We start from the raw sequence: 23,325 nt of genomic DNA on the forward strand, positions 1-23,325 counted from the left end.
GCTTTTGGTTCAGAGGGATTGGTCGCCTTATTGTCCCGGGGAGTTGCGGCAATGCAACTCCCTGGAAAGACCAGTGCGGCTAACCTTGCATGGAAGGAGTGAGGTTAGATATCGCGGGTCCGATTTCCAAAGTTTACGAAGATGAACTGTCCTGCATAAGCTGCAATCGCTGCTTTGAGGAGATCACCGGGCACGAAGGCCAAATCTCCAATTATGGCGCTCCACGGGGAGAGGCCGACATAGGCGACAAGCCATGCGACACCGAAGATGTGGTCGATAATAACGCCGACCGTTGCAGCGATGAAAAAGCCTGCGAAGGTTTTCCAGCCACCGATCGTGCTTTGGGCCACTTTGTTTGAAATCCAGCCTGTCACAAAGGCCGCAGGCAAGAAGCCCACCAGATATCCAGCGGTTGGGCTGAAGAAGATGCCGAGGCCGCCTCTGCCTCCGGAAAGAACAGGTAAGCCAATTGCGACGAGTGCTATCAGAAGTAAGACGGACAGCGCTCCACCGCGGGCGCCGAGCACCACACCGGCGAGCAGGACACCCAGACTCTGGGCATGAATAGGTACAGGTACGAAGGTGAGCATAATCGGTGGTATCAAGCCCAGCACCACGATGATTGCTGTAAACAGCGCGATCATAACCAAAGATCTCGTTTGCACGTCGTGTACCTTCTTACTGACGATATTGTGGCTGTAAGCGGCGGCGCGCCTACCTGTCTAATTGTGTTTGCGCTGCTGCGAACGAATGCATCTCGCATCAATAGCGTTTGCAATTTCATCCGCACTTTGCATCGTGCCAATTACCATCGGTACGATAACCGTGGATAGCCGCATTTTTAATCCCCGCGCGCGGTGAGCTTCCGCTACCGATTTATAGCGTGCATGAACCTCAGGCACGAAGCGAATAACGAGCCCAATCGCTAATCCAATGTCACGAGCGTTGCCTATACCAATTGCTTCAAATGGTTGTGCGGCTCTGGTTATCGTGTCGATGAACTGACCAATCGTTGTTGTGGCCGTAATGACGGTTGCAAAAAGGCTCAATGATCCCAGCCGCATCAGAACGATTGAAGCCGCTTCAAAACTGTTGGCATAGGCAGTCCAAACAACGACAACGGCAATCGTCAGTAAGAGTGGCCAAGATTTTAGCCATTGAACGACCGCCGAACGACAAAAGGCGAGGGAACTGAACGCCACGAGAGCAGTTAAAATTCCAAGTGCAACCGGAGTGTTGATCATGAAGAGAACGACACTTAACCCGAAAAGAGCAATGAGTTTGATTGCTGGTGGCAGTCGATGGATTGGTCCATTTCCGCGCGCTTCATAGAAGTTCATGAGACTAACGCCAGATAATGCGCAATCGTCTCATCAGCGGGGCCATCCTCGACGAGTTTACCCTGATGGAAAAGCAGCACACGGTCGAAGCCCGACAACAAGGTTAGATCGTGGCTGACCACGATAACATTTTCCTTAAGTTCACGGATGGTCCGCTCCACTATATTTCTGTTCTTCAAGTCGAGCTGATTGGTCGGTTCGTCCATGATGACAATATCAGGTTCCGTGACCAGAACCGAAGCGAGCGCTGCGAGCTGCAACTCACCTCCGGATAGCTCATGTGCGCGGCGTTCGGACAGATGCGCTATCCCAATGCGATCAAGTACCGCTGAAACCGTGTTCGCCAATTCTTGCTTGCTCAGCCCACGCGATTGCAGGCCTAATGCAACGTCGTCTTTGATTAGTGGCAGTACGATCTGGTTCGCGGGGTTCTGAAAGATATAGCCAACCGCCGCGCGCACTTTCGCTCCGTCAATTGCTGTGTCATGGCCATTTGTCAGAACGCGTCCTGACGATGGCAAAACCAGCCCATTCACCATGCGTGAAAAGGTGGACTTACCTGATCCATTGAGGCCAATGATACCAATGCGCCGTTCTGAAAGCTCAAGCGAAAGCGGTTCCAAAACCACCTTATCGGCAAACTTCGCCTCGGCTTTATCAAACAGAATGTTCAACTCTTGATCCCAAACAATATAACTTTGCTTTGCCTGCCATGACCATGGTTGGTCAAGCATGTAATGCGAAGCGGTTGGTTAAAGCTGATCAATGAGCAGTGCAATAAGGCCGTAATACTTTTATTTCGTTGTTTTTGATTTTTGACCTTTGCAAATGTTTCAACAAAACGACGGCAGCTTCGTCGTTTTGAATAAATTACCCCCACAAAATTTGTCATATCAAAGGCTTGCACGGTTGATCCATCGATGGAACTCTGATCTTCTTATATGAAGGCGTGACTTAGGGAGGGGATCGCTGAATGTCTGTTGTAATGCCCGAATTGCGTGCTGATACCATTATTCATAACGGCACGATCTGGTGTGGATACGAAGAGGGCACGGTAGAGGCCCTGGCAATCTGGCAAGGCAAGGTTCTAGCCACCGGTACTAATGACCAAGTCTGGTCTCTCAAAGGTGACAAAACGAAAGTCATCGATCTGGAGGGGCGTTTCGCTACACCCGGATTAAACGATTCTCATCTCCACCTGATTTCAGTTGGGCTGACGCTCAAGTGGCTTGATGCAACACCGCAAGCAGCACCCACTTTGGAAAGTCTGCTTGGTTCGATACGCGAAATGGCGGCTTCGGTTCCTCCGGGGACGTGGATCAGAGCTCGTGGCTATGATCAGACCAAACTCGACATCGGTCGCCATCCACATAAGTCAGAACTCGACGCTGTTGCACCCAATCATCCGGTGATGCTGGTGCGTGCCTGTGGTCACGTTTCGATCTTCAACTCAAAAGCTTTTGAGCTGGCCGGTATCGATGAAAAATCGCCAGTGCCGGACGGCGGTTTGATCGAACAGCATAATGGTGTGCTGACCGGAATGGTTGCGGAAAATGCACAAGGGGCAGTTCGCAAAGCAATTCCAAAAGCAACAACGGAAGAAATGATCGAAGCCATTGAGGCTGCTGGTAATCTGTTGCTTTCATATGGCATTACCAGTGTTATGGATGCAGCCGTTGGGCAGGTTGCAGGCTTTGACGAAATTCGCGCCTATAATATCGCGAAACTTCAGAAACGGTTGCCGGTGCGCACTTGGCTGGTTCTGTTGGGTGATCCTGGCCCATCAATTGTGGAGAAATGTTACGAAGCCGGATTGGTGTCCGGGGGCGGTGATGACATGCTGACGATTGGTGCAGTCAAGATTTTCCTTGATGGCTCGGCAGGTGGGCGGACCGCATGGATGAGCAAGCCTTATCTCGGCGACGATAATAATATCGGCGTGCAGATATTACCGGATGCGGAACTGGAAGCACTGGTACTTGATGCCCACAAGAAGGGTTATCAGCTTGCCTGCCACGCAATCGGTGACGCAGCGATTGGTCAGCTCATTACTGCCTACGAAAAAGCACTTGCAGCGCATCCCGATCCTGATCGTCGCCACCGTATCGAACATTGCGGCTTCTCTACACCGGAACAGCACGAGAGGATGAAAAAGGCTGGCATCTATCCATGCCCGCAACAGGTTTTCATCTACGACTTTGGCGATGCGTATATTTCCGTGCTTGGTGAAGAAAAAGCATTGTCGAGTTATCCACTCAAGACGTGGAAAGACCTCGGTTTCAAACCTGCTACAGGAAGTGACGCGCCTGTCTGTCATCCAAATCCTTACCCCAACATCTATTCGATGCTCACGCGCGAAACTGGCAAGGGAACGGTGATGGATGCCCGTGAGCGTGTTTCGATCGAAGAAGCACTTCAGGTCTATACTGAATACGGTGCTTTTTCGCAGAAACTGGAGGATGTGAAAGGCAAACTGGTTCCGGGACAGGTAGCCGATATCGCGGTGTTTTCACGCAATATGCTTACCGCAAAACCACAGGAAATTCTCAACGACACGCATTGTATGCTCACTATTCGCGAAGGCGAAGTGGTGTTCGAACGTTCGTAAGGAGGACAGGCAGCGAGGCTTCGGTCCCGCTGCCTGAAGACGTTCATTCGGATCAAGAAAAATAAAGTAAAAGGGGAAGACTATGAGGAAATTTACATTGCTTGCGGCGGTGTCCATTGCACTGATGGCGGGTACTGCCGCCTATGCTGCTGACGAACCACGTTCGGGAGGCGTTATTAATTTTGTTGCACCTTATGGTGACAGCTTCTCGACGCTTGATGTTCAGGCTTCACCTGCAACGCAGGACGAGTTTTATGCCAAGGCCATTCATCGCACGCTGTATGATTGGGATGCGGATCAGAACAAGCCGGTACTCGGTCTGGCAACAGATGTAAGCGTTTCTGAGGATAGGCTCGTCTATACCTATAAGCTGCGCCAGGATGCATTTTTCCATGATGGCAAGCCATTAACGGCTGACGACATTATCTGGAGCTACACCCGCATAATGGACCCGAAGAAGGCTTTCCCGCCAGCGCGCTATATTGCCGAAATCAAGGGTGCCGAAGAATATACACAGGGCAAAGCCAAGGAAATCTCCGGTCTAAAGAAGATCGACGACCATACGCTTGAGATCACGCTGAAACAGCCAATTGATCCTGGCTATCAGTTCATGCGCAACAACACGGCGATTTATCCTGCCGGTCAGGGCGACAGCGAAGAATATCAGCGCCACCCAATCGGTCTTGGGCCTTACAAGTTTGCCGAATACGTCCCCGGCTCCCGTTTGACGGTTGAGAAGTGGGACAAATATTACGAAAAGGGCAAGCCATACGCAGAAAAGATCAACATCATGATCATGGGCGATGCTGCTGCGCGTGACGTTGCGTTCCGCAATAAGGAAATCGATGTGGCGGTGCTCGGACCGGCGCAGTACACTGCCTATCTTGCCGATCCTGAACTTGCGAAGAATATGGTGGAAGTCGCCGAAGTCTATACCCGCGCTGTTGGCTTTAACCCGGATTTCAAGCCGTTTCAGGACAAGCGTGTCCGCCAAGCAATCAACTACGCCATTGATAGCGATCTGATCATCAAGCGCCTCGTCAAGGACAAGGCCTATCGTGCCGTGGGCTGGCTTCCGAACTCGTCGCCTGCCTTCGACAAAGATGCGAAGCCTTATCCCTATGATCCTGAAAAAGCCAAAGCTTTGCTTGCTGAAGCTGGCTATCCAGACGGTTTCGAGTTTGAGCTGACGGCAACGCAAAACGAAAGCTGGGGCTTGACCATCGTTCAGGCGATCATCCCGATGCTGGATAAGGTTGGGATCAAGGTTAAAGCGAAGCCGGTTGAAGCCTCCGTACTTGCGGATGTAATTCCGTCTGGCAATTTCCAGGCCTATATGTGGTCGCTCGAAAGTGGCCCAGATGCGCTGACCGCAATGCAGTGCTTCTACTCCACGACACCGCAATCTGCATGTAATTATCAGAAGTTCGCCAATGCAGAATTTGATAAGATCGTCGATGAAGCAAAACTCGCGAAAACAGAAGACGAAAAGAATGCGCTGCTGAAAAAAGCCAACAACCTGCTGCAGGAAGAAGCGCCAGTCTGGTTCTTCAACTACAACAAGGCCGTCATGGCGCATCAGCCATGGTTGCACGGATTGCAGCCAAACTCTGCGGAGCTCGCAGTACAGTCCTATGAAAAGCTTTGGGTCGACGACACGGTTCCGTCCGGTCGTTAATTCCGGCTGATCTGGATCGGCCCGCTCGATTTCGGGCGGGCCACTGATCCCCTTTGCTCCAGCGTCTTTCACGCTGATCCGAAAGGAGGACCGTGTGCTCTATTTTATCGCCCGCCGCGTCTTGCAGATGATACCGACAGTCATTGCGGTGTCGCTCCTGATCTTCGTCATTTTCAGCGTCGTTCCGGGCAGCATTGCTTCTGGTCTTATCGCCAACGGCAAGGGCATGAACGACCCGAAGATGGTTGAAAAGATCACGCAGGAGTTCGGTCTCGACAAGCCTGTTCATGTGCGTTTCGGCAACTATCTGGTGCAGTTGGCACAGTTCGATCTTGGCACGTCCTACCGATCAAGGCAGCCGGTTGTTTCGCTCATTCAGGAGCGCATGTGGCCAACGCTGAAACTCGCTTTTGCAGCTATGGGATTTGCCATTCTGATTGGGGTTCCACTTGGATTTATAGCGGCGCTGAAGCCCGGAAGCATTCTCGACAGTGTGACGATGATAGGCGCGGTCTCCGGCCTTTCACTGCCGCAATTCTGGCTAGGACTGCTTGCCATGTATCTCTTTGCACTGACGCTTGGATGGTTGCCAAGTTTCGGTTACGGCAATGGCGGCATACACAACATCATTCTGCCAGCACTCACTTTGGGTGTTGCACCGCTGGCGCTTCTCGCAAGGACAACACGCGCAGCTGTTCTTGAAGTGATGGGCGCGGATTTCATTCGCACAGCCCGTTCAAAAGGAATGAACAGCTTCAGGCTGGTGACGTGGCACGTCATGCGAAATGCGCTTGTTTTAATCATTACGACAATCGGTCTGCAATTCGGATCGATGATGGGGCAAGCCGTGGTGGTTGAAAAGCTGTTTTCATGGCCGGGCCTTGGCTCATTGCTGATTGATAGCGTTTCGCTGCGCGACATTCCCGTCGTACAGGGGGCTATTCTCGTGATCGTATTGTGGTTTCTGGTCATCAATACGATTGTTGATATTCTCTACGCGGTTATCGATCCGCGCATAAGTCACGAGTAAGCCCATGAAGCTCCGTTTCAATCTCGTATTTGGCGGGTTCGTGTGCATCGTAATCGTGGGCGCTGCCGTATTTGCACCATTGCTGGCGCACTATAATCCGGTTCTCGATGCCGATCTGATGAATGCAGAACTGCCACCCGATGCACAATTCTGGTTCGGCACTGACGCACAAGGCCGCGATGTATATTCGCGCATCCTCTATGGCGCGCAGGTGTCATTGACCGTTGGTGTGGTCTCACAGTGCATCAACACGGTCATTGGCCTCTGTTTTGGAATTTCTGCTGGCTATTTCGGCGGCTGGTGGGACGATTTCGTCAATGGTCTCACAAATCTCATGCTGGCGATCCCGTCGCTGATCTTCGCGTTGGCGATCATGGCTGTTCTCGGCCCCGGTTTGCCGAGCCTTTTGCTCGCGCTTGGTCTCACAAACTGGTCCTGGACGTGCCGCATTGCGCGCAGTTCCACCCTTTCGCTCAAGAAGCAGGGCTACATTCAGGCCGCCAAGATGCTGGGCTATAGCGATGTTCGCATCATGATTACGCAGATCTTGCCGAACATGATTGGACCTATCCTTGTGATCGGCACACTGGGAATGGGTGACGCGATCCTCGCAGAAGCTGCCCTTTCCTATCTGGGTCTTGGTATCAGTCCTCCTGATCCTAGTTGGGGCAATATGCTCACTGATGCGCGTGAGTTGATCGTGAATGCACCTTGGGCAGCCGTATTCCCCGGTCTAGCAATCTTTTTCACAGTGCTTGGTCTCAATCTGTTCGGTGACGGTCTTCGTGACTGGCTCGACCCGCATATGAGGACGCGCAAAGTATGAGCGAACAAACACTTCTCGAGGTCGAAAACCTGCGGATCGATATCGTGTCTGGTTCGACCAAGCATAATGTTGTTGAAGACGTATCCTTCACAATCGGTGCCGGTGAAACATTCGGTTTGGTTGGAGAGTCCGGCTGCGGAAAGAGTATCACCGCATTGTCAATGATAGGATTGCTGCGCAAACCACTATCGATAACCGGTGGCGCGATACGGTTCAAAGGGCAGGATTTGCGATCCATGTCATCACGCGAAATGCGAAAGCTGCGTGGTAATCGCATCGCGATGATCTTTCAGGAACCGATGACCGCACTCAATCCGCTTTCACCTGTAGGGCGGCAGATTGCAGAAATGTTCGTGCTGCATCAGGGTGCAACTTGGCATGAAGCAGAGCGCAAAGCGGTCGAAGCGCTTGCCAGCGTTCAGGTGCCAGCGCCAGAGCAACGCGTGAAAAATTATCCGCATCAGATGTCGGGCGGTATGCGCCAGCGAGTGATGATCGCTATTGCGCTTGCATGCAACCCTGATCTTTTGATCGCCGATGAGCCCACGACTGCGCTTGATGTTACGGTTCAGGCGGAAATTCTTCGTCTGATGCAGGAGCTTTGCACAGCGCGTGGGACTTCCGTACTCATGATCAGTCATGATCTTGGTGTTATTGCGAAAATGTGCCGTCGCGTGGGTGTGATGTATGCCGGGCATCTTGTCGAGGAGCGCATAACAGCGGGTCTGTTTCACCATCCGGCGCACCCTTATGCGCATGGACTTCTGGCTTCGCTCCCGCAACTTGGTTCTCGCCAGAAAGAAGGTCAGTTACGGCTGCAGGAAATCGAAGGCGTGGTGCCTTCCATTTCCGCTTTCCCGGCAGGCTGCAGATTTGAGCCGCGCTGCACGCGTGCCACCGATATTTGCCGCGCGCAAAAGCCGGGCTGGACGCCACTTGAGGATGCGGGTGTGGTGAGGTGTTTCCATCATGAATGATATGCATTCGACGAAATTGGCAGAGCCACTGGTCAGAATTGATGATGTCTGCGTTTATTTCCCGGTGAGTGGCGGCATCTTCAGCCATTCCAAGCAATTGCTGCGCGCCGTCAATAATCTCAGCCTGACCCTTAATAAAGGCGAGTGCTTGTCCATCGTGGGTGAGTCCGGCTGTGGCAAATCTACGCTCGCACTCTCCATCGTAGGCCTTCAGAAGCCAACCAGTGGTCAGATCTATTTTGAAGGACGTCCGATCACTGGCAAGAATGAGCCTTCGCGGCTGGAACGGGCAAAGATGGCGCAGATGGTCTTTCAAGATCCATTTGCTTCACTCAATCCACGCCAGTCGGTCTATACATCGCTCGCAGCACCTTTAAGGCTTCATGGTGTAAAATCACGTAGCGAGGTTGATGGGCGGGTTGAGGAAATTCTACGCCTCGTCGGATTGAAACCCGAGCAGGCAAAACGTTTCCCGCACGAGTTTTCCGGGGGGCAACGCCAGCGCATCGGGATTGCGCGCGCCTTGCTGCTCAATCCGAAAGTTATCGTGCTGGATGAACCTGTCTCAGCGTTGGATGTTTCGATCCGGGCACAGATCATCAATCTGCTGCTGGAGCTCAAAGAGCGGCTTGGTCTTTCCTACATCATGATCAGCCATGATCTGAGCGTCGTAGAGCATATGAGTGATCGGGTGGCCGTCATGTATTTCGGCCAGATTGTTGAGAGTGGCCCGTGGGATCGGATATTCTCGAACCCGACGCATCCCTATACGCGGCGGCTGATTTCGGCCATTCCCGATCCGATGACGGAATTGACAGGCGGTCGGCTGATCGATGATAGAAACCCACCCAACGCACCAGAAGGCTACGCGTTTTATCCCGAAAGCTTTGGTACACATGATGTGCATCAAGTGCCGCCACCCACGCAGTTTATAGATATCGGCGGTGAGCAACGTATCCGTGTGATTCAAAAAACATAAAAGCGCCGGACACCGACGCTTTTCTTCAGATCATTTGACGTGGAGGAACTGCGTCTCCCACTTCCGCTTTTTGAACTGAGTGAGATTATTTACGAAGCTCGGCTTCGATCTCGTCCAACGCTTTGTCTTTTCCGATACCAGTCAGGAAGGGTAGACCCTTGATGACTGGCTTGGTGACGGAAGCGGAAATAGGCGTGGTTGAAACGATGAAATCCACATTGTCAGCTAAGGAGGCTACTTCCGTGGCCTTTGCCTGCTGAGCATTGAAGGTAAGCCCGCGCTTTTTCATTTCTTCGGTGACTGTTGCGTTGACTGCCGTAGATGTCGCTACACCTGTTCCGCAAGCGAAGAGAATTGTTTTTATTCTAGCCATGGTTTCCTCCAATTGGTGTTCGTGCATTCCATGAAACGCGCGAATGTCGTATTTTTGTTGTCTCGAATTCGGCTATTAAGATCTACTCTTAATTCAGCGCAGTTTGAATATCTTCAAGCGTGCGCGCCGCCTTCAGCCTATCGAGTGCATTCGGATCCTGAATTGTCGCCATGATTTGCTGCAAGGTTTCAATCTGTTTGTCCTTGTCATTGATGGCAAGCAGAAAGACATATCCAACAGAAACCGCCTCTTCAGGATCTTCCATATTGGCAAATTCAATTGGTGACTTCAGTGTCGCAAAGGCAATGCCAGCCTTAAGCACATGCTCAGGATCAGTATGTGGCACGGCAACGTTTTCTTCGCGCTCAAGCGGCAATCCTGTTGGCATCGTCAGTTCGCGGCTTACGACCGCGTCGGCGTAGCTTGGCTTTACATAACCCAGCTTTTCCAGCTTACCCGCCAGAATCCGGATGATCTCTTCATTGGTTTTTGCTTCGCTCTGAAGCTCGATCGCTTGAGGGTCGAGAAAATCAATCAGACCAGCAGCCATTTCATTCTCCGTTTAAAGAAGGTCGCACGTCGGTCTCGACGTGCGACTTTTATTTCATGTGTCGATCATTGCCAATTTTAGGCGGCAATTTCGTCTGCTGGTTCGTCCTCAGCGCCTGCCGCACGCTCCCATGCCTGGGTATTGCGGCGATAGAGCATGAAAAGTGCAGCAATAACAACGGCGATCACCGCGATACCAATAGCACCAAGCCACTGGATGGCCGATATGATGATGTATGGCACCCACAGGAATCCGTCGACCACTGAAGTGATCTGCAAGGCGTTCTCAGGCAGCTTGAAGCCGGATGAAACCGCAGCACTCGTAAACAACGGAGCAAGCGCATTGGCTACATAGAAGCCGATTGCCAGTGTGATCGTTCCTACGACGACCATGCGGAACACGTTTCCTTTCAGAAGCGGTGCAGTCATGGCGACGATGAAAGGAATGACGGCAAGGTCGGCAAACAGGATGACGCGGTTGCCTGGCAGGATGACCGAAAGAATGATCGCAATAGGCACCAGAATGAGCGACGACGAGATCGCGGCTGGATGTCCGATAAGGATTGCCGAGTCGAGACCAACAAGAAGTTCGCGGTCGCCGGTGCGCTTGCGCACAAATTCCTGTGCAGCGTCCGAAACCGGAAGCAGGCCTTCCATCAGGATTTTGACCATACGCGGCAGAAGCAACATAACGGCGGCAAGTGTCATACCTGTGCCGAAAACCTTCGCGAGTACGACGCCAAAATCCCCTGCATTATAAAAAGCGATTAGGCCGAGCACCAAACCGATAATCAGGCCGAGCACAACCGGTTCGCCGAATACACCGAAGCGACGTTCGATGGTTTCCGTGCTGATGTTGATCTTGTTGATGCCGGGAATGCGATCCATGATCCAGTTGAGCACGATTGCAATCGGCAGAATCTGTGCCGAGGCCAGATGCGGCACGGAAACTCCCGGTACACCGTAGAACTGCTGAACAGCACGCGCCGACCAGTCTGCAAAAAGTAGCGAAAGGGCCGCAACAAGTGCTGCAACAATGATGCCGTAAGCCAGGTTATCGGTTGCAGCGACTACCAGCGAACCGACGAAAGCAAAATGCCAGAAGTTCCACACGTCGACGTTCAACGTGCGTGTCCAGCGAAGCAGAAGCAGCACGATGTTGACCAGAATACCGACTGGAATAACCCAAAGACCCACCGATGAGCCGAAGGCGATTGCTGCAGCCGAAGGCCAGCCTACGTCAACGATATCGCGCTTGATGCCCGTGTTGGTGACGATTGCCTGAGCCACTTCACCAATAGAGGTGAACATCAAGCCCAGGACCAGATTGATACCGATGAAAGCAACGCCGATGGTGATGGCTGCACGGAAGGCTTTGCCCACCTTTGCGCCAAGTACCACCGCAATGATGAAGATGACGATAGGCAACAGAACCGTTGCCCCAAGCGTATCGACTGCCGTTTTTAGTCCGCTCAGAAATGCGTCCATTTATTTCTCCTCCCCCCGGAGCACTCCCAAAGTGCGCCGAGCTAACAGAACGCCATTATTAGCTCGCACGTATCGACGTTTCAAAATGTGAATTGTGCGAAACGGCAGAACATTTGTATTCTATAGCAAACTAAAGTTGAATAACAAGATGGCATTTGCGAGCGGGTTGAAGTGTGCAGTTTATGAACACTGGTATTGACTTAGAAACAAATGTTCATTAATCGATAGGGTATCAGAGGAGACTGCGAGAATATTTGCAGGGACGTTCAGGAGGAAACGATGGCAACCAATGTGGCGTTGACAGGTTTGGCGCGTGACATGCAGGCGCGGGCGGATAGTGGGCGACCGATCCGTATCGGACTGATTGGCTCAGGCGAAATGGGCACGGATATTGTCACACGCGTTGCGCATATGCCGGGTATCGAAGTTGGTGCTATTTCTGAGCTGCGCGTTCCCAATGCATTGAAGGCCGTCGATATTGCTTTTCAGGAAGAAGGTCATGGCCGTGAGGTTTCGACTGCTTCCGATCTGACAGCCGCCATGGAAGCGCATAAGGTTGCCGTAACAGATAACGCCAATCTGATCCTCGAAAACGATCTTATCGATGTTGTGATCGACGCAACGGGCGTTCCGGCTGTCGGTGCAGAGATTGGCCTGCGCGCCATGGAACACGGCAAGCATCTGGTCATGATGAATGTCGAAGCAGACGTGACAATCGGGGCCTATCTGAAAGCGGAAGCCGAACGTCTTGGTGTTACCTATTCGCTGGGCGCTGGTGACGAGCCGTCATCTTGCATGGAGTTGATTGAGTTTGTGACTGCCATGGGTCATCCGATTGTGGCGGCAGGCAAGGGCAAGAACAACCCGCTCAATATCGATGCAGTTCCTGATCAATATATGGAAGAAGCCACGCGCCGTAACATGAACGTGCGCATGCTGGTGGAATTCGTCGATGGTTCAAAGACCATGGTCGAAATGGCCGCCATTGCCAACGCGACAGGTCTTGTTCCGGATAAAGCCGGTATGCACGGTCCCGCTGCAACGCTCGACCAGCTCAACAAGACACTGATTCCTGAAAAGGACGGCGGTGTGTTGTCCAAAGTTGGTGTGGTTGATTATTCAATCGGGAAGGGTGTAGCACCTGGCGTGTTTGTCGTCGCCGACATGTCGCATCCACGTATTTCCGAGCGCATGGAAGACCTGAAGATGGGCAAGGGTCCATATTTCACATTCCATCGCCCATATCACCTGACTTCTCTCGAAGTGCCGCTTACCTGCGCCCGCGTTGTTCTTTACGGCAAGCCTGACATGGTTCCGCTTTCAAAGCCGGTCGCAGAAGTGGCTGCGGTTGCAAAGAAGGACATGCAGCCGGGCGAAAAGCTCGATGCGATTGGTGAGTATTGCTACCGCGCATGGATCATGACTTCGGGCGAGGCGCGCAGTGGCCATGCGATCCCTTGTGGACTTCTACAGGGTGGCAGCGTGACCAAGCCAATCAAGAAGGGGGAGCTTATCACCTACGATAATGCGGCCGTGGCTCCCGGTTCCAAGATTGCTGAACTGCGCGCGCGTCAAGACAAGCTCGTTTACGGAGCGTGAGGACAAAACATCATGGCTCAAGCCAAAAAAGTCGAACCGCAGGATACGGGTGACCGTCATAACTTGCCTTATGCCTTCCGCACCTATTCGCCGGAGCAACTGAAAGAAGCACTGCATAAGATGTATCTCATCCGCCGCTTTGAAGAAGGCGCGGAAGAAAGCTACACGCGTGGTCTCATTCACGGAACGATGCACCTTTCCATCGGTCAGGAAGCGAGCGCGATGGGATCGTGCCTGCCGCTCAATGATGATGACATGATCACGTCGACCCATCGCGGCCATGGCCATTGCATCGCCAAGGGTGCAGACGTGAAACGTATGTTTGCTGAGTTTTTCGGCAAGGAAACAGGTTATTGCAAAGGCCGTGGTGGCTCGATGCACATTGCCGATGTTTCCAAGGGAAATCTCGGCGCGAACGGTATTGTCGGTGGTGGTATTCCGATTGCGGTCGGTGCTGCGCTTTCCGCCAAGAAGCAGAAAAACGGCAAGGTAGTCGTATCGTTCTTTGGTGATGGCGCAAATAATGAAGGCGCTTTCCACGAAGCTCTCAATATGGCGTCTGTCTGGAAGCTTCCTGTTGTTTTCGTTTGTGAAAACAATGGCTACGGCATGTCCACCTCTACCAAGCGCTCGACAGCAGTTGCCAATGTTGCAGACCGCGCCTCGGCCTACAATATGCCCGGCGTGATCGTCGATGGTAACAATCTGTCGGAAGTAGCAGAGGCCATCAATGAAGCCACGGAACGCGCACGGCGCGGCGATGGTCCGACGCTGATTGAAAACAAGACGTACCGCATTCGTGGTCATTCCAAGAGTGATCGCAACCGCTATCGCACCAAGGAAGAAATCGAGCATTGGCAGAATGATCGCGATCCAATCGCACATTTTGAGGCCGACTTGAAAGCCTATGGCTTCATCAATGACGCCGAGATTGAGGAAATCCGCGCTCAAGTGGAGAAGGAAATCGCTGACGCGATCGAGTTCGCCAAGAACAGCCCGGCACCTGATCTGACCAACCTGACCCGCGACGTTTACACGGACGATATTTGAATATGGACACGACAATCCGTGAGTTGAGCTATTCGCAAGCCATCCAGGAAGCAATGGCAATTGCCATGGAACGCGACGACCGCGTGTTCCTGATGGGTGAAGATATTGGCGTCTATGGCGGCGCATTTCAGGTGACTGGTGATCTGGTGCATCGCTTTGGTGAAGACCGGGTCATGGACACGCCGATTTCAGAATTGGGCGGTGCAGGTGTTGCTGTCGGTGCAGCACTGACCGGTATGCGCCCGATCTTTGAGTTCCAGTTCTCCGACTTTGCAGCACTTGCGATGGAACAGATCGTCAACCAGGCTGCGAAAATTCGCTATATGCTTGGCGGTGCGGTTTCTGTGCCGCTGGTTATGCGGTTTCCGGCAGGGTCGGGAACGGGTGCTGCGGCACAGCACAGCCAGAGCCTTGAAGCTTGGCTGGGACATGTGCCGGGTCTCAAAGTTTTGCAGCCAGCGACACCTTACGATGCCAAGGGCATGTTGCTCGCAGCCGTTGAAGATCCCGATCCGGTTATGATTTTTGAGCATAAGTTGCTCTACAAGACCAAAGGTCCGGTTCCTGAAGGCTTCTACACCGTGCCAATCGGCAAGGCGGAAGTGGTTCGCGAAGGGCGCGATCTGACCATCGTTGCAACGGCAATCATGGTGCACAAAGCCCTTGATGCCGCCGCTGAACTTGCCAAGGAAGGCATTGATGTTGAAGTGATCGACCTGCGCACCGTGCGTCCGATTGATCGTGAAACCATCATTAAAAGCGTCAAGAAGACGTCGAAGCTTCTTTGCGTTTACGAGGCAGTAAAGACCCTTGGTATAGGCGCTGAAATATCTGCCATTGTAGCGGAAAGCGATGCCTTCGATTACCTCGATGCGCCGATTGTGCGTCTGGGCGGAGCCGAAACGCCAATTCCTTATAATCCCGACCTTGAACGCGCGACCGTTCCGCAGGTGCCTGACATCCTGAAAAGCGCTCGTGATCTGGCCAAAGGAGTGCGCTAGCCATGGCTGTGGAAGTCATTCTCCCCAAGGTCGATATGGATATGGAGACGGGGCAGATTTCGCGATGGTTTGCTAAAGATGGCGATACCGTCACGAAAGGTCAGCTTCTCTTTGAAATTGAGACTGACAAGGCGGCGATGGAAGTCGATGCGCCAGCATCGGGTATTATCGCGGATATCAGTGCAGCTGAAGGGACTGTTGTGCCTGTCGGTCAAGCTGTCGCCTGGATTTATGCTGAAGGTGAAGAGCGTAACGGCAAGTCAACACCCGTCGTTGAAGAGCCAGTTGCTGCTGCACCCGTAGAAGCTGTCATCGAGCCGGTGGCTTCAAAACAGGCTGAACCAAAATCCTCCCAGGACTTTGAGCCGAGTTCAGCCAATGATGTGCGGGCGACGCCGCTCGCTCGTCGGCTTGCGCGTGAGGCAGGTATTGATCTCAAATCCGTTCAAGGCTCAGGTCCGAAAGGTCGTGTGCAGAAAAAGGACGTTGAAGGCAATATCAGCATTGCGAAGCCTGCCATAGCTGCGGTTGCTGCTAAACCGCCAGTGAGAAACACTGCTGAACCGCTTGCACCTGGACAGCTCAATGCAGTCTGGCTGCGTGAGGGGGAAGCTGGCCGTTTGCCGGTTGTTCTGATTCATGGTTATGCCGCTGACCTCAACTCGTGGCGTGGATTGTTTGCCGGTGCATCGCTTGGTCATCCAATCCTTGCACTCGATCTTCCGGGACACGGCAATTCACCACGCGTCGTTCCTGAAAGCATAGATGAGATTGCAGCAAGCGTGGAGGCAACGCTTGCGTCATTGGGTGTAACATCCTGCCTTCTGGTCGGACATTCACTTGGTGGAGCGGTCGCAACTGTCACCGCGGCTCGCGGTGTTGTCGATGTGCGTTCGCTGCTGCTCATTTCGTCAGGTGGCTTGGGACCACAGGTCAATGGGGCATTTATAACGGGTCTCGTCGGCGCGAAAAGCGAAGCCAGCATCGTTCCCTGGCTGAAACTGCTCGTCGCTGATGAGAGCCATCTGACAAGACCTTTCATCAATGCGACCGTTACTCAGGCTGCGGATGCAGAACTGCGCGATACGCAGGAAGCAATTGGTGCGCGGTTCTTTGCAGATGGCACGCAAACCTTCGAGGTACGCTCAAGCATTGCTTCGCTGGCGATGCCAGTGCGGCTTATCTTCGGTGTCGAAGACCGTGTTATCCCGGTTGCTCATGCTCATGGTTTGCCGGGGAAGGTGGGCGTCCACATTTTTGCAGGTTGTGGACATATGCCACAAATCGAAGAGCGGGCTGCGGTGTTGCAAATCCTTAAAGAATGCGCAGCAGCTGCCAATTGATGCCGGTTTCGTCGCAAATGCGGCAATAAAAAAAAGCACATCGTTTTGCGACGATGTGCTTTTTGCATTTAATTGGATTGCGCTCTGAGCATCTCAGCAGCACTTTCCTCATCAGTGATGAGAACAGTTGGCTTCAGAAGCTCCACTGCGCCAAGCAGAGCTGCGATTTTTTCTTTGCCACCTGATGTAAGAATACGTTGCGGCGTTTTCTGAAGGCTCTCAATTTTGGCCGACATGACACGGTCATGCACTGGATCATCAACGATCTTGCCATTTATATCGTAGAAGTGAAACAGCACGTCGCCGACGGCACCGTTCTCTATCAGCGACAGTTTCTGCGCCTCGTCGATCAGGCCCACGCGATATGACGTGCTACTCGCAGTCTGAATATCGCCAACGCTGAGCAAAACCATATCGAGTTCTTCGGCCATGTCCAACACGGTATTCAGCCCACAACGCTCGATAAGTGCGATCCGCGTTTCTTTGCTGTCGACCAGAGCAGGGGCGGGGATCAGATAGCCTTCACCCTGAAAAATCTGCGCAAACTGCCACGCAAATTCCGGTGGGTTTGAACGACGCGGTTGCACGATGCCGCCAAGCAAAGAAATTACCTTGAGATCATTGAGCGGGCGGGCACCGATATGTTGCAGGGTACTGGAAAGTGTGCGGCCCCAGCCCACGCCGATTGTCATGCCGTGCTGCACTTTTTCCGAAAGATATGCGCCGGTTGCCGCGCTGATCGGTGGTATTGGATCAATGTCAGCCGACGAGAGGGGCGCGACAATGGCGCGCTCAAGCCCGAAGGTTTTCTCAAGCTCAACTTCCAATGATGTCAGACTTGCGAGCTTGCCTTCGATCGTAATTTTTACTTCATTGCGAGCGCGCGCATCAGCAAGAAGGCGAACGATAGTGACACGGCCGACACCCAGCGCTTCCGCTATGTCATTTTGGGTCATTTGTTCGACGTAATACATCCACGCAGCGCGGGTTCGCAGTCGGCTTGTACGGTTTTCCGCAGCCACACCTTCCGATCCAATGATGAGGTCTGCCGCTTCCGGATTTTTCTGCGTCTTCTTGCCGGCTTTTTTCAAAACTGTCCCTCAAATTATTGGCGTATTATTACATTATAGAAGTAGTGTTCTTACACCGAAACTATTGCTTTTCCACGCGAAGGCAAACAATAATTCATGTGCTTGGTTCATCCTGTTACGATGGCGCTGCAGTTGAGGAAAATGAACATGTTACGCATTCTTTCGGAAGAAATTGCTGTCAATCTGAAGGACCGCCTGCGGGAGGTTCGATACATGATTCGTCGCAATCGTCATGAAAGTTTGCAGGTCGAACAATCAGCGACACGTCCAGGAGAAATCGTGTCGCCGGAATTGCTGCTGGGACACGCCGCAAGCGTGATGGATAAGGCGCTGACAACGGCTGAAACAATTTCGATTTCGCTGATTTCGTCTAATCCAAATGTGCACAACAGCGCGCCGCATGTGAAAAGCCTGTCGGTTTATTTCGGCGCTGGTGCGGAGGGCGCACGCGCTTTTCGTAAGGATATGTATTACCTCACAAAAGACGTGCTCCGTCGTCATCAGTTGCAGAACGTGCTGATTCAGGAAGCCACATTTGTCACGGTCCACGCCAGAATGATGCAAAAGCATGGCTCGTTGTTGAAGAGCGTTTTTTCATCAGAAGCTGGTGATACGAAGATTGCAGCAACGGCCAAAGCTGTCGCGGCTATGTTTTTGGAGCTGCTTGAAGAAAGACCAGTACGATTTATCTCGATGGATGGTCATTGCGACCCGCAGGCGCTGCGTAGATTTGAAACAACGTGCTTTGCGGCTGTTGGTATCGCTTGTGGTCTGGCAACAGCAAAAGCGGCAGATCTGGCAGGCGTCGATCCTTTGGAAAGCGCCATTCTGGCGCTGGATGTACGCCATGATCGTCTCATGCAGGCTGCAGAAGACCGCGATGAGGCTCAGCTCGAAATACTGTTCCAGACTTTGATTGCTCATCTTCCTTAAAATAAAAGCCCGGACAGCGATATCCGGGCATCTTATAAGTGCTTGCAGGTCAAATTTAGCTGCTAAACATATCTGCGATATGCTTTTTTGCACGGGGAATTGAAGCCGGACTCATGCTGAGTTCGGTCAATCCCATACGAATGAATTCGCCGATGAGCTCGGGCTTACCAGCTGCTTCACCGCACATGCCGACCATGATGCCTGCTTCCGTTCCCGCTTTCGCGGTCATCTCGATTGCAGCCATTACAGCCGGATGACTGACATCATTGAGCTTCGCAACGGTTGGATTGAGCCGATCCGCAGCCATCACATACTGTGTTAGATCATTGGTGCCGATGGAGAAGAAAGCAGCTTCTTTTGCGAGCTCTCGGGCAGCGAAAACTGCCGCAGGAGTCTCGATCATTACGCCCAGGTCAAACTCTGCAAATGCTTTGCCTTCGGTTTTAAGCTCAGTGATGCATTCCGCGATCAGGCGTCTGGTTGCACGAATTTCTTCAACATCCGAAACCATGGGCAACATCACTTTGAGATTGCCGTTAACCGCTGAACGCAACAGCGCTCGCAATTGCGGTTTGAATACATCCGGGCGGTCCAGACACATACGAATGCCGCGCCAGCCAAGGAAAGGGTTTTCTTCCTCGGGAAACTCAATCCCCGCAATCGGCTTGTCACCACCAATATCCAACGTGCGAACGATTACGGAGTTTGGTGCGAAAGCTTTCAGAAGTGCCGTATAGGTTTCTGTCTGCATATCTTCTGAAGGCAGGTGAATGTGCTTCATGAACAGAAGTTCGGTGCGGAAAAGTCCGACACCCATCGCACCGGCTTCGAGGGCAACATCGATTTCTTCCAGCGCACCCATATTGGCTGCCACTTCGATGATTGTTCCATCAGCGCGACGCGGCGTGATGGAGCGGTAGGCATCCAGCGCCTGCTTTTCCTGTAGCGCTTTGGAAATGCGCGCTTCGATTTCGTCGCGGGTGGCTATATCCGGATCGGCATGAACGATGCCGAAACTTCCATCCACTGCTACGGTTTTCGCATTCTTGAGCTGTTGAACTGCACTTCCGAGGCCAAGAACCGCCGGAATACCGTGCGTGCGGGCGATGATGGCGACATGCGATGTTGCGCCGCCATGGCCGCAGACAACCCCTTTGATCTTCTTGAGCGGCGCGCGCGCCAGATCCCAAGCGCCGATGTCTTCGGCAATAAGTACTGAGCCTTCCGGCAGACCTTCCAGATTGATGTCTTCCTTGCCAAGCAGCGCCAGACAAATCTGGCGGCTGACAGCGTGTACATCATCCGCGCGTGCGTTGAGATACGGGTCATCAAGTGCTGCAAATTGGCCGGCCACAGTTGAAGCAGCAGCGAGCATGGCCGAAATTGCATCAAGACCGCCCCGAATAAGTCCAAGCGCTTCGTCGGTCAGGCTATCATCCGCAGCAATATCTTTTAATGCGGCGATGATGCCCCTATCTGCGTCAGCGAGATTACCGCTGGAGAGGGAAGCATCCATGCGCTGCTGCACTGTCGCGATTGCAGATTTGAAATGGGCAATTTCGGCGTCTATTTCAGTTGCTGCAAGTTTTCGACCCGAAGGTTTGATCTCTTCAGGAAAGAACGGAAAAGCTGTTCCCAAAGAGATGCCTTCGCTGGCCCCCACGCCCTTTATCTGACCAGCAGGAAGCTTGATCGAGATTGCAGGCTGCGGGGTGACTTCAGCTTTAGGCGTAGTCTCAGGAGTTGGAGTTGTCGGGATTGTAGTTTCTTCAAGGCCAGCCTGGGGGTTCTCCAGATAGCCTATCAAAGCTTCAATGGCTTCAATAGCATCTGCCCCATCAGCACGAACGGTCACTTCATCGAGCTCTTTTACGCCAAGCAGCATCAGCTTGACGGAGCTTTTGGCACTTACGCTTTTTCCGGCCTTGGCAATTTCGATGTCACTCTCAAAGCCTTTGGCCAGTTTAACAAAGCGAGTTGCAGGGCGTGCATGCAGCCCTTCATGCACCCGGACGATAGTCGAGCGTTCCATTTATGTAAGCCTCAAATCGACAATTGAACGATTTCACATCCATGACGTAAAAATCATCTCAATTGTCTGTTTTAACACGCAATTATTATTCCAGAGATCGCCAGTTTCTAGCCGTCGATGGTGATAATCTGCCCTTCTTTGAGAGCAGCGACAAGGTCTTCACCTGCTATTTCGCTGGCACAGATTTCACCGGGGCGATCAGTTGAATTCGCACCCGTGAACGAAATAACGACGTGCCCGATTTCGCGCACCTTCTGCCAGGCGCTTTCGCCAACGGCAGTAATCTCTGCTTTGAGAGAACCAATGGTGATCTTTGCTCCAATAGCGGGAGCAGATGCTTCAGGACCTTCTTCCACGACGTGAAGAACAGATACTTCTGCCAGTTCAGGTGGCGAGCCGTCAGCAAACAGGATGAGAACGCCGCCTTCGGCGAGATCCGCTACTTCCGGGCCGATCGCGGTGATCCGCGTTTTCAGATGTATCGACATAGAGGCGGTCCTTTCTTGGTTTGGTCGTTCGATGCCCGCAAAAGTCGATGAGGAACATCGATATTGTAAATGTTTGGGAAATTGCCTGCCGCCGCTTCTGCCGCGGCAGGCTCAGAGTTTTAAAGCACTGCGAGGCTGACGAGCCATGCGATCAGAACCGAAAGTGGCCCCATGATCTGACGACTGATCAAAACTGCCGGAACACCAATTTCAATGGTCTTCGGCTTCGCTTCTCCAAGTGCCAGACCAACCGGCACGAAGTCGCAACCGACCTGTGTGTTGTAGGCAAACAGTGCTGGCAGGGCCATCGCCGGGGCGATTGTGCCGTTTGCGATCTGTGGCCCGATGATTGCCACGCCAACAACCTGCGCAATAACCGCACCTGGTCCGAGGATTGGCGAAAGGAACGGTAGGCCGCAGATTGCAGAAAGCACCAGCAAACCAACAATGTTATTGGCAAGCGGTCCGAGCGGCTGAGCAAGGATGTCACCGATACCTGTGTAGAGGATCAGGCCGATCAGCATCGTTACGAAAGCCATGAATGGCAAAACGTTACGGATAACCTGATCAATTGTGCGGCGACCAGCCTGGAAGAAGATACCAACCACACGACCCATCACGCGACCAATGCTGCTGATGAGGCCGACAATACCGCCTTCGCTTGGCAGTTCTACCGGCGCAGGCGCCTCTTCTTCTGCGGCTGCTGCAGCAGGAGCTGCGGCGGCCGAACCATCAGCTGGAACAATATTCTCTGGCTTCACACCTGAAACATAAATATCCTCGGTGATGAATTGTGCGAGAGGCCCGGATTGTCCAACCGGTGTAATGTTCACCGTTGGAATGCGCTTGCGTGGATAGACGCCGCAACGGGCTGTGCCCCCGCAATCGACAACCACAACGGCCATTTCGCTTTCGATTGGTGGTGAGCGGAAACCGTCAACGGCTTCCGCGCCGGTCAGCTCAGCAATCTGGCGTGCAAGTGGATGGATGCCACCGCCAGTGACCGAAACCACCTTATTACGCTGCTCGGTTGGCTGAATGACCAGCGGGCCGCCCCAGCCATTTGAGCCGCGGGAAATCTTAACTGCCTTATAGGTCTTTACCATGTCGTCCTCCCCAATTCCCGCTTAAAGCTCAATGCCCTGACGCCGCGCCATGATGGCGGTGATGCGTTCTGTGAGTATGCCTTTAAGGAGGATCACGACGAGACCAACGATGGCGTACCAGATGGCGACGTTGATGTGATAGCCTGTTGGAACCGCGCCCTTCTTCTCAAGTTCGAGAAGTGCAACGAGCACGCCGCCCCAGACAAAGTACTCGCCCGGATTGATATGCGGGAAGAGACCCAGCGGAGGATGGACGTAGGACACAGCCGCGTCATAGAAAGCAGGCTTGTATTTTTCGTCCAGGAATGAACCGAATGTATAAGCCATTGGGTTGGTCAGGAAGAAGACCGCGAGCACTGGCAGAACCGTGTAGCGGGTAAGCGCGATACGTCCGGCGCTGCGTGCGAGGCCATGGACGCGCTTTTCACCGACCAGCTCAGTTACGGCGTAAAACGCTGTCATCAGCACGACGAGTGTCGGGATGATACCAGTTACAAATCCGGCGAAAACTTCGCCACCTTTCTGAAAGACGCCAATGAAGTGCTTGCCAATAGAGGCAAGCCAGCCAAGCTGTTCTTCCTGCTGGACGTTCTGAAGTCGTTCTTTGAACTGATCGACGGTAATTCCGCCGCTGCCAGCATCGCCCGGCGCGGTGGTGGTCGCTTGTGCAAGCTGTAGTAAGTCATTTCCTGCGTGCTCTGCGGCGTGTTTGCCGTGCAGGGCGGCATCGGAAATCATGCTGCCAGCCATATGTATTGTTTGCATCGTTGTGTCGGCATGTTGTGCCAACATCGTCACTATCGACATTGTTCCTCCTCGATTGCTTGTTTCAGG

The 23,325-nt window shown here is 52.8% G+C and carries 22 protein-coding genes; 11 read left to right on the forward strand and 11 right to left on the reverse strand.

Translation table 11 applies throughout. From position 1 onward, the window contains the following. Window positions 1-104: 104 nt before the first annotated feature. From RT142_RS05140 to RT142_RS05150, 3 genes are all read right to left on the reverse strand, one after another. Window positions 105-644: a biotin transporter BioY gene (locus tag RT142_RS05140; protein WP_210346718.1), complete on the reverse strand. Its 540-nt coding sequence runs from the start codon at window positions 642-644 to the stop codon at window positions 105-107. A gap of 78 nt (window positions 645-722) precedes the next feature. Continuing rightward, window positions 723-1,340, reverse strand: a complete 618-nt coding sequence (locus RT142_RS05145) for an energy-coupling factor transporter transmembrane component T family protein (RefSeq protein ID WP_007878534.1) — start codon at window positions 1,338-1,340, stop codon at window positions 723-725. After that, a complete protein-coding gene (locus RT142_RS05150; RefSeq protein ID WP_039860634.1) occupies window positions 1,337-2,014 on the reverse strand; it encodes an energy-coupling factor ABC transporter ATP-binding protein in 678 nt (225 codons plus the stop codon). The genes RT142_RS05145 and RT142_RS05150 overlap by 4 nt, the downstream gene beginning before the upstream one ends. Before the next feature lie 311 nt (window positions 2,015-2,325). Here RT142_RS05150 and RT142_RS05155 point away from each other — a divergent pair, with 311 nt between their 5' ends. The 6 genes from RT142_RS05155 to RT142_RS05180 all read left to right on the forward strand — a co-directional run bounded on the left by RT142_RS05155 (window position 2,326) and on the right by RT142_RS05180 (window position 9,438). Next, the gene (locus RT142_RS05155) at window positions 2,326-3,948 is read left to right on the forward strand and encodes an amidohydrolase (RefSeq protein ID WP_409558569.1); all 1,623 of its coding nucleotides are present in this window, start codon (window positions 2,326-2,328) and stop codon (window positions 3,946-3,948) included. Between the two features lie 82 nt (window positions 3,949-4,030). After that, window positions 4,031-5,626: an ABC transporter substrate-binding protein gene (locus tag RT142_RS05160; protein WP_313027798.1), complete on the forward strand. Its 1,596-nt coding sequence runs from the start codon at window positions 4,031-4,033 to the stop codon at window positions 5,624-5,626. A gap of 94 nt (window positions 5,627-5,720) precedes the next feature. Continuing rightward, on the forward strand, window positions 5,721-6,656 hold the full coding sequence (locus tag RT142_RS05165; RefSeq protein ID WP_313027799.1) for an ABC transporter permease: 936 nt from the start codon (window positions 5,721-5,723) through the stop codon (window positions 6,654-6,656). Window positions 6,657-6,660: 4 nt separating this feature from the next. Beyond that, entirely contained in the window at window positions 6,661-7,482 is an 822-nt protein-coding gene (locus tag RT142_RS05170) for an ABC transporter permease (protein WP_007878544.1), read from the forward strand. Further along, window positions 7,479-8,459 carry an ABC transporter ATP-binding protein gene (locus RT142_RS05175; RefSeq protein ID WP_007878545.1) on the forward strand — a complete coding sequence of 327 codons (981 nt, stop codon included), beginning with the start codon at window positions 7,479-7,481 and terminating at the stop codon, window positions 8,457-8,459. Before RT142_RS05170 ends, RT142_RS05175 begins: the two co-directional genes overlap by 4 nt. Then, entirely contained in the window at window positions 8,452-9,438 is a 987-nt protein-coding gene (locus RT142_RS05180; RefSeq protein WP_105519438.1) for an ABC transporter ATP-binding protein, read from the forward strand. Before RT142_RS05175 ends, RT142_RS05180 begins: the two co-directional genes overlap by 8 nt. 85 nt (window positions 9,439-9,523) lie before the next feature. Here the strand turns inward: RT142_RS05180 and RT142_RS05185 are convergent, their stop codons facing one another. The 3 genes from RT142_RS05185 to RT142_RS05195 all read right to left on the reverse strand — a co-directional run bounded on the left by RT142_RS05185 (window position 9,524) and on the right by RT142_RS05195 (window position 11,848). Continuing rightward, the gene (locus RT142_RS05185) at window positions 9,524-9,811 is read right to left on the reverse strand and encodes a PTS sugar transporter subunit IIB (RefSeq protein ID WP_079213033.1); all 288 of its coding nucleotides are present in this window, start codon (window positions 9,809-9,811) and stop codon (window positions 9,524-9,526) included. Between the two features lie 88 nt (window positions 9,812-9,899). Further along, on the reverse strand, window positions 9,900-10,361 hold the full coding sequence (locus RT142_RS05190) for a PTS sugar transporter subunit IIA (protein ID WP_007878548.1): 462 nt from the start codon (window positions 10,359-10,361) through the stop codon (window positions 9,900-9,902). 77 nt (window positions 10,362-10,438) lie between these two features. Further along, the gene (locus RT142_RS05195; protein ID WP_007878549.1) at window positions 10,439-11,848 is read right to left on the reverse strand and encodes a PTS galactitol transporter subunit IIC; all 1,410 of its coding nucleotides are present in this window, start codon (window positions 11,846-11,848) and stop codon (window positions 10,439-10,441) included. Between the two features lie 279 nt (window positions 11,849-12,127). Between RT142_RS05195 and RT142_RS05200 the strand changes: the two genes are divergently transcribed. From RT142_RS05200 to RT142_RS05215, 4 genes are read left to right on the forward strand one after another with little or no spacing between them, the layout of a single operon-like run. Then, entirely contained in the window at window positions 12,128-13,447 is a 1,320-nt protein-coding gene (locus RT142_RS05200; RefSeq protein WP_112806068.1) for an NAD(P)H-dependent oxidoreductase, read from the forward strand. Window positions 13,448-13,459: 12 nt separating this feature from the next. Continuing rightward, window positions 13,460-14,497 (forward strand): thiamine pyrophosphate-dependent dehydrogenase E1 component subunit alpha, encoded by a 1,038-nt coding sequence (locus RT142_RS05205; RefSeq protein ID WP_064321569.1) that lies wholly within the window; start codon window positions 13,460-13,462, stop codon window positions 14,495-14,497. A gap of 2 nt (window positions 14,498-14,499) precedes the next feature. Further along, window positions 14,500-15,498, forward strand: a complete 999-nt coding sequence (locus tag RT142_RS05210; protein ID WP_007878559.1) for an alpha-ketoacid dehydrogenase subunit beta — start codon at window positions 14,500-14,502, stop codon at window positions 15,496-15,498. A gap of 2 nt (window positions 15,499-15,500) precedes the next feature. Then, window positions 15,501-16,841: an acetoin dehydrogenase dihydrolipoyllysine-residue acetyltransferase subunit gene (locus RT142_RS05215; protein WP_105519443.1), complete on the forward strand. Its 1,341-nt coding sequence runs from the start codon at window positions 15,501-15,503 to the stop codon at window positions 16,839-16,841. 68 nt (window positions 16,842-16,909) lie between these two features. Here the strand turns inward: RT142_RS05215 and RT142_RS05220 are convergent, their stop codons facing one another. Then, window positions 16,910-17,932 (reverse strand): sugar-binding transcriptional regulator, encoded by a 1,023-nt coding sequence (locus tag RT142_RS05220; RefSeq protein WP_112806066.1) that lies wholly within the window; start codon window positions 17,930-17,932, stop codon window positions 16,910-16,912. Between the two features lie 147 nt (window positions 17,933-18,079). On the opposite strand from RT142_RS05220, the gene RT142_RS05225 reads away from it, so the two are divergent. Continuing rightward, complete coding sequence (locus RT142_RS05225; RefSeq protein WP_112806064.1) at window positions 18,080-18,865, forward strand: hypothetical protein; 786 nt, start codon at window positions 18,080-18,082, stop codon at window positions 18,863-18,865. Window positions 18,866-18,920: 55 nt separating this feature from the next. Here RT142_RS05225 and ptsP read toward each other — a convergent pair whose 3' ends face one another. The 4 genes from ptsP to RT142_RS05245 form a co-directional block, all read right to left on the reverse strand. Next, on the reverse strand, window positions 18,921-20,897 hold the full coding sequence (ptsP, locus tag RT142_RS05230; protein ID WP_105519446.1) for a phosphoenolpyruvate--protein phosphotransferase: 1,977 nt from the start codon (window positions 20,895-20,897) through the stop codon (window positions 18,921-18,923). Window positions 20,898-21,004: 107 nt separating this feature from the next. Next, window positions 21,005-21,385, reverse strand: a complete 381-nt coding sequence (locus RT142_RS05235; RefSeq protein ID WP_007878564.1) for a PTS glucitol/sorbitol transporter subunit IIA — start codon at window positions 21,383-21,385, stop codon at window positions 21,005-21,007. Window positions 21,386-21,504: 119 nt separating this feature from the next. Next, window positions 21,505-22,491, reverse strand: coding sequence for a PTS glucitol/sorbitol transporter subunit IIB (locus RT142_RS05240; RefSeq protein ID WP_079213027.1), 987 nt, complete (start codon window positions 22,489-22,491; stop codon window positions 21,505-21,507). A 21-nt stretch (window positions 22,492-22,512) separates the two neighbouring features. Further along, on the reverse strand, window positions 22,513-23,298 hold the full coding sequence (locus tag RT142_RS05245) for a PTS glucitol/sorbitol transporter subunit IIC (protein ID WP_084479843.1): 786 nt from the start codon (window positions 23,296-23,298) through the stop codon (window positions 22,513-22,515). Window positions 23,299-23,325: the final 27 nt, after the last annotated feature.

Source organism: Brucella sp. (genome assembly GCF_032066345.1).
GTDB lineage: Bacteria > Pseudomonadota > Alphaproteobacteria > Rhizobiales > Rhizobiaceae > Brucella > Brucella pseudogrignonensis.

Coding starts and splice junctions, on each gene's coding strand:
- RT142_RS05210 (WP_007878559.1), top strand. CDS start 14,500: ATGGACACGACAATCCGTGAGTTGAGCTATTCGCAAGCCATCCAGGAA.
- RT142_RS05175 (WP_007878545.1), top strand. CDS start 7,479: ATGAGCGAACAAACACTTCTCGAGGTCGAAAACCTGCGGATCGATATC.
- RT142_RS05170 (WP_007878544.1), top strand. CDS start 6,661: ATGAAGCTCCGTTTCAATCTCGTATTTGGCGGGTTCGTGTGCATCGTA.
- RT142_RS05145 (WP_007878534.1), bottom strand. CDS start 1,340: ATGAACTTCTATGAAGCGCGCGGAAATGGACCAATCCATCGACTGCCA.
- RT142_RS05195 (WP_007878549.1), bottom strand. CDS start 11,848: ATGGACGCATTTCTGAGCGGACTAAAAACGGCAGTCGATACGCTTGGG.
- RT142_RS05240 (WP_079213027.1), bottom strand. CDS start 22,491: ATGGTAAAGACCTATAAGGCAGTTAAGATTTCCCGCGGCTCAAATGGC.
- RT142_RS05160 (WP_313027798.1), top strand. CDS start 4,031: ATGAGGAAATTTACATTGCTTGCGGCGGTGTCCATTGCACTGATGGCG.
- RT142_RS05215 (WP_105519443.1), top strand. CDS start 15,501: ATGGCTGTGGAAGTCATTCTCCCCAAGGTCGATATGGATATGGAGACG.
- RT142_RS05180 (WP_105519438.1), top strand. CDS start 8,452: ATGAATGATATGCATTCGACGAAATTGGCAGAGCCACTGGTCAGAATT.
- RT142_RS05235 (WP_007878564.1), bottom strand. CDS start 21,385: ATGTCGATACATCTGAAAACGCGGATCACCGCGATCGGCCCGGAAGTA.
- RT142_RS05205 (WP_064321569.1), top strand. CDS start 13,460: ATGGCTCAAGCCAAAAAAGTCGAACCGCAGGATACGGGTGACCGTCAT.
- RT142_RS05200 (WP_112806068.1), top strand. CDS start 12,128: ATGGCAACCAATGTGGCGTTGACAGGTTTGGCGCGTGACATGCAGGCG.
- ptsP (WP_105519446.1), bottom strand. CDS start 20,897: ATGGAACGCTCGACTATCGTCCGGGTGCATGAAGGGCTGCATGCACGC.
- RT142_RS05140 (WP_210346718.1), bottom strand. CDS start 644: ATGATCGCGCTGTTTACAGCAATCATCGTGGTGCTGGGCTTGATACCA.
- RT142_RS05190 (WP_007878548.1), bottom strand. CDS start 10,361: ATGGCTGCTGGTCTGATTGATTTTCTCGACCCTCAAGCGATCGAGCTT.
- RT142_RS05155 (WP_409558569.1), top strand. CDS start 2,326: ATGCCCGAATTGCGTGCTGATACCATTATTCATAACGGCACGATCTGG.
- RT142_RS05225 (WP_112806064.1), top strand. CDS start 18,080: ATGTTACGCATTCTTTCGGAAGAAATTGCTGTCAATCTGAAGGACCGC.
- RT142_RS05185 (WP_079213033.1), bottom strand. CDS start 9,811: ATGGCTAGAATAAAAACAATTCTCTTCGCTTGCGGAACAGGTGTAGCG.
- RT142_RS05245 (WP_084479843.1), bottom strand. CDS start 23,298: ATGTCGATAGTGACGATGTTGGCACAACATGCCGACACAACGATGCAA.